Origin of the sequence: Collimonas fungivorans (assembly GCF_028292705.1) — a bacterium.
Lineage (GTDB): Bacteria > Pseudomonadota > Gammaproteobacteria > Burkholderiales > Burkholderiaceae_D > Collimonas > Collimonas fungivorans_B.
The window spans coordinates 1-4,916 of sequence record NZ_JAQGLV010000069.1 but is presented as its reverse complement, the minus strand read 5'-3'; the positions used below and the strand labels follow the sequence as shown (position 1 = coordinate 4,916).

Annotated in this window: 5 protein-coding genes; 3 read left to right on the top strand and 2 right to left on the bottom strand. The window is 59.6% G+C overall.

The window, feature by feature from the left end; all coding sequences use genetic code 11:
- Both JWQ61_RS03400 and JWQ61_RS03395 read right to left on the bottom strand, forming a co-directional pair.
- A partial coding sequence (locus JWQ61_RS03400; RefSeq protein ID WP_304359272.1) for a two-component regulator propeller domain-containing protein occupies positions 1–1,459 on the bottom strand: 1,459 nt, incomplete at its 3' end.
- A 167-nt stretch (positions 1,460–1,626) separates the two neighbouring features.
- Positions 1,627–1,860 (bottom strand): hypothetical protein, encoded by a 234-nt coding sequence (locus tag JWQ61_RS03395; protein ID WP_304359271.1) that lies wholly within the window; start codon positions 1,858–1,860, stop codon positions 1,627–1,629.
- 313 nt (positions 1,861–2,173) lie between these two features.
- On the opposite strand from JWQ61_RS03395, the gene JWQ61_RS03390 reads away from it, so the two are divergent.
- The 3 genes from JWQ61_RS03390 to JWQ61_RS03380 all read left to right on the top strand — a co-directional run.
- Positions 2,174–2,941 carry an alpha/beta hydrolase gene (locus JWQ61_RS03390; protein WP_304359270.1) on the top strand — a complete coding sequence of 256 codons (768 nt, stop codon included), beginning with the start codon at positions 2,174–2,176 and terminating at the stop codon, positions 2,939–2,941.
- A 90-nt stretch (positions 2,942–3,031) separates the two neighbouring features.
- Positions 3,032–3,721 carry a heavy metal response regulator transcription factor gene (locus JWQ61_RS03385; RefSeq protein WP_304359269.1) on the top strand — a complete coding sequence of 230 codons (690 nt, stop codon included), beginning with the start codon at positions 3,032–3,034 and terminating at the stop codon, positions 3,719–3,721.
- Positions 3,718–4,916: heavy metal sensor histidine kinase (locus JWQ61_RS03380; protein ID WP_304359268.1), on the top strand; the 1,199-nt coding region annotated here is incomplete at its 3' end. The genes JWQ61_RS03385 and JWQ61_RS03380, both read left to right, overlap by 4 nt.

The window sequence follows — 4,916 nt, the reverse complement described above, 5'->3', positions numbered from 1 at the left end:
ACAGCACTCCGCTCCGGCCCTGGCAGCCCTGGTATGCATTGATATCTTCAATCGAAGGAAACTCCGTGACTTTTACCGGCACCGGATTGGATTGCGGCTGCCTGATGCTGTAAATGCCGATCTCGGTGGCAATCCAGAGTTGTCCCGACTGGTCGAAAAACAAGCTGTTGATCGATGGCAGCTGAGCGACCTTGACGTCCGCTTCGGTGCCGCGCCCGCGGCGTACCAAGAGTCCTGAGAGCGAACCGGCCCAGATATTGCCTTTCGCATCTTCTGCCATATTGCCCCACTGGTGGGAGGTGCCGCCATAGGTTGTTGGAGTGACGGAAAAATATCCATTCTTCTGCAGTATGGCGGAACCGGAACGGGTGCCTATATGCAGCAAATTTTGCCGGTCGCGTAAGAACGACAGCACGACATTGTTGGGCAGGCCTTGCCTGGAAGTCCAGTTCTCCCAATTCGGATAACCTATCCAATGCACCAGTCCATGTCCCATCGATCCGAGCCAGACACCGCCATCGCGATCAAACAGGATCGCGTTGATGCCGCCGCCGACTATCAGTCCGCTGGATTCGCTAAAGGATTCCCAGCGATTGCCGTTCCAGCGCAGGATGCCTTCGTCTTGGCGACTGAACATCCTGCCGGCGGCATCTGCCGCCAGGAATGGAATTCCATTCGCTTTCTGCTGTCCACTCTGGTCTGGCGAACGGTCCTGGAACACATGGCCATCGGCCGGCAGCACAAATATCTTGTGCTCGCCGCGAACCCAGAGCATGCCTTGCCGGTCATGAAGAATCGCACGCCAATTTTCCCCGGTCGACAAACCGCTTTCTTTCCCCAACACCAGCAGCTTGCCTTGGTCGTAATGACACAGCGAGCGCCCGCAACCCATCCATAAATCTCCATGCTGGCCGACATGGATGCTGAAAAGGGTTTCCATCTCAGGATAAGGCGATAGTTGCGCTGCGTCGAAAAACGCATGCGCCTGCCAGGAATGCCCTTGATCCGCGGATTGCAGCAACCACAAACGGTCCTGGCTTATCACCAGCAGGCGATCCGGCCCAAGGGTGGCGAAGGTCTGCCCTTGATGGAACGTGAATTGGACATTTTGAAATTGCATGGCCACGAAACCTTGCTCCTGCCGCAGGTACAAACCTTCGCTGGTGCCGACCCACAGCCGGCCGTTGCCGTCGACATGCAATGCGGTTATAAACGGCGCGGGCGAGCCCTGGCCCAGTTCAAAACGCTGGAAGCGCGCGCCGTCGTAGCGGAACAATCCGTTCTGGGTGCCAATCCAGAGATAGCCGCCAGGCTCCTGCGCCAGGGCGCTGATAGCCATGTTTGTCAAACCGTCCGACTGGCCGTAGTAACGCAGCGGCAGCTGCTGGCAAATTGCCGCGGGCGACAGGAAAATCAGCCACAGCATGACGATCAGTCGACAACGCCGGCGCAAGCTCATGATTCAGGTTCCTAATGCCATGGGAGGACATAAACAAGGCTTTCCCGAGGATGCCTTTGCGACATGATAGGGTAAAAAAACCCCATATAAGCATCCAATCGATGCATGCCGCTCACGGCTCCCCGTGGCAATCGGAACTGGGCCGCCCTGGAACATACCGCCGCGCGTCAGAAATAGCTCTTCAGCTCGGCAATGGAAAGATTGCTGGTTTCATGCAGGCTGATCAGGATGGAGGCGCCGACGCGCAGCCGGCCATGGCGGATTTTGCTGATGACAGGTGGCCCCACTTCGAGGCGGCGCGAAAGTGCGGCATCGTTTTTAAGTTCCAGCTTGGCCATGACGGCGTCCAGCATCTTGTTGGCATTTTTTATATACTCAGCCGCGTCGTCTGCATTCTTCATTGCTTGCCTTAGGTTGTTAAGATGAAATCAGATGAATTTCCAAAAATGCAACTTTGTTTGCATATTCCCTCAGCAGAAATGCTAATCAATCCGAGCAACAGCTGGCATCAGGAAATCATGATTTTCTGGTGGGCACGAGAGAAACCGCCGTCGGGAATTCCTTACGTTTCGTCAATCAGCAGACAACGGAGAGACGCAGCTGCCGGCGCTGTCATTTTTTTGTAATAACTTGGTCATTAAGCTGTCTGCGGCTGGAAACCATACTGCGGGAACGTTGTACCCGTAGTCCAACCCCTACCGCCAAGGAATAATGATGAGCATCTCTTTCACCCCAACTCGTGTCGCCGGCGCAATCGCGTCTGCTTTGCTGCTGGCTTTCGCCGCAGCGCCGGCATCCGCCGCCCCGGTCAAGAATATCGTGCTGGTGCATGGCCAGTTTGCCGACGCCTCCGGCTGGAAACCTGTGTACGACATCCTGACCAGGGACGGCTACAACGTCAACATGGTGCAGGAACCGCTGACCTCGCTGGACGAGGATGTCGCCGCCACAGTGCGGGTGCTGGCGCGCCAGCCTGGGCCGAGCATCCTGGTAGGGCATAGTTACGGCGGCGCCGTCATCACCCAGGCCGGCACCGATCCGCATGTCGCCGGACTGGTATATATTGCCGCGCATGCGCCGGATGCAGGCGAATCGACCGCTTCCAACAAGAACAAGATTCCCGGGCAAATCCGCACCGTGACCACGCCGGACGGCTTCGTCTTTGTCGACCCGGCCCATTTCCATGAAGACTTTGCCGGCGACCTGCCGGCAGACCAGGCCGAATTCATGGCCCGCTCGCAAATACCGGCGGCAGCGCGCGTCAACACCACGCTGATCACCAATCCAGCCTGGCGCGTCAAACCGAGCTGGTATATGGTGGCAAAGCAGGACCGCGCCATCAACCCGGACCTGGAGCGCATGTACGCGGCGCGCGCCCACAGCCACACGGTTGAAGTGGATGGCGCCCATACCATCTACATCTCGCGGGCCAAGGAAGTGGCGGCGATGATAGAAGAGGCGGCGCAGTCAGTCGGCAATTGATCGCTACGCAGCCGCGCGGGGTTTACCGGACCTGCCGGGTTAGAATCAGGCTTCGGCGGCATGCCAAGTTCAGGACACAGGGACCATAGCGTGAGAATTCTTGTCATCGAAGACGAACTCAAGGCCGGCGAATACCTGCGCAACGGCCTGACGGAATCCGGCTATGTGGTCGACGTGGCCGTCAACGGCAGCGACGGCCTGCACTTGGCGCAGGAGCTGCGTTATGACCTGATCGTGCTGGACGTGATGATGCCCGGCATGGATGGCTGGGAAGTGATGAGACGGCTGCAGCTGGATAAAAAGCAGGCCGACATATCGGTGCCGGTGCTGTTCCTGACGGCACGCGGCACGCTGGAGGATCGCCTCAAGGGACTGGAGCTGGGGGCTGACGATTACCTGGTGAAGCCGTTTTCATTTGCCGAACTGCTGGCGCGCGTGAAGATCGTACTGCGCCGCGGCAGCCAGGTACGGCAGGAAGACCTGCTGGAGATCGCCGACCTGCAGATCGACGTGCCCAAGCGCCGGGTAGTCCGCGCCGGCGCCCGCATCGCGCTGACCAACAAGGAATTCGCACTGCTGCAATTTTTCATGCTGAACCAGGGCCAAGTGCTGTCCCGTTCGCTGATCGCATCCCGCGTGTGGGACATGAATTTCGATAGCGACACCAATGTGGTGGACGTGGCGGTACGGCGCCTGCGCAAGAAAATAGACGAACCCTTTGCCATTCGCCTGATCCACACCGTGCATGGCGTCGGCTACCGTTGCGAAGTGGAAGCATGAGCCGCCCGCGCCGCTCTCCGCATCATTCTCTGGTTTCGCGCCTGGCCTTGCTGTTTGCCCTGCTGTCGTTTGCCGTACTGGCGACAGTAGGTTATGCGCTGTACAGCGCACTGGTAGCACAGCTGGTGAAGCGCGATGACGCCGCACTGGTGACGCGCGTAGAGCAGATACGCACCCTGCTGCGCGATGTCGACCTGCTCGACCTGATCAAGCAGAAACCGGAACTGTTTTCCAATATGCTGGGCAACCGCGAAGCCTTGCTGGTGCTGAAATTCCCGGGCCAGGCGCCGCTGATCGAAGTCAATCCCGGCCACATCGCAATACCCGAAATGAAGCCGATGGCTGCCGGCGCCGCGCTGGACCTGTCCGCAGTGCGCCATTCGGTAGAAAACGGCACGCCTTTCATCGTCGTTTCCGCGACAGCCCTGGTCACCGATCCGCAACATGCGGAACACGAATTGCAGATCACCACCGGACGCCTGCTCACCGAGCGCACCAGCATGCTGGCGGCATACCGTATCCAGATATTCGGCGTAGCGCTGGCGGCCGCGCTGCTGGCGGCCATGCTGGCCTACTGGATCGCGCGCCGTGGCCTGCTGCCGCTGCGGCTGCTGGCTGCGCAAACCGGCTCGATCGGCATCCGCAACCTGTCCACCCGCATCGACAGCAGCCAAGCGCCGCGCGAGCTGCTGCCGCTGATCGACGGTTTCAATGCAATGCTGGACCGCCTGCAAACCAGCTTCGCACAGCTGAGCCAGGTCTCCGCCGACATGGCGCACGACCTGCGCACCCCCATCGGCAACATGCTGGGCCAGACTGAAGTGGCGCTGGGCCAGAAGCGCAGCACCGAGTACTACGAGAAACTGCTGGGCTCCAACTTCGAGGAATTGCAGCGCCTGTCCAAGATGACCGACAACATGCTGTTCCTGGCCCGTGCGGAGCATGCGGACCACGCCATAGAACGCAAGCCGCTTGAGGTGGCCGCAGAACTGGAGCGCATTGCCGATTATTTTGAAGGACTGGCCGAGGAGCGTGAAATTACCCTGGTATGGCGCGGCGACGGCACGGTCTGGGCCGACCCCGACCTGCTGCGCCGGGCGCTGGCCAACCTGCTTTCCAACGCCGTGCGCTATGCCGACGCCGGCACGCAAATCACCCTGCTGTCACAACAGGGAACCGCCGGCACTGCCATCAG

What these genes read in the sequence shown, in the direction of transcription:
- JWQ61_RS03395 (WP_304359271.1), bottom strand. Translation starts at nt 1,860, where the DNA reads ATGAAGAATGCAGACGACGCGGCTGAGTATATAAAAAATGCCAACAAG.
- JWQ61_RS03390 (WP_304359270.1), top strand. Translation starts at nt 2,174, where the DNA reads ATGAGCATCTCTTTCACCCCAACTCGTGTCGCCGGCGCAATCGCGTCT.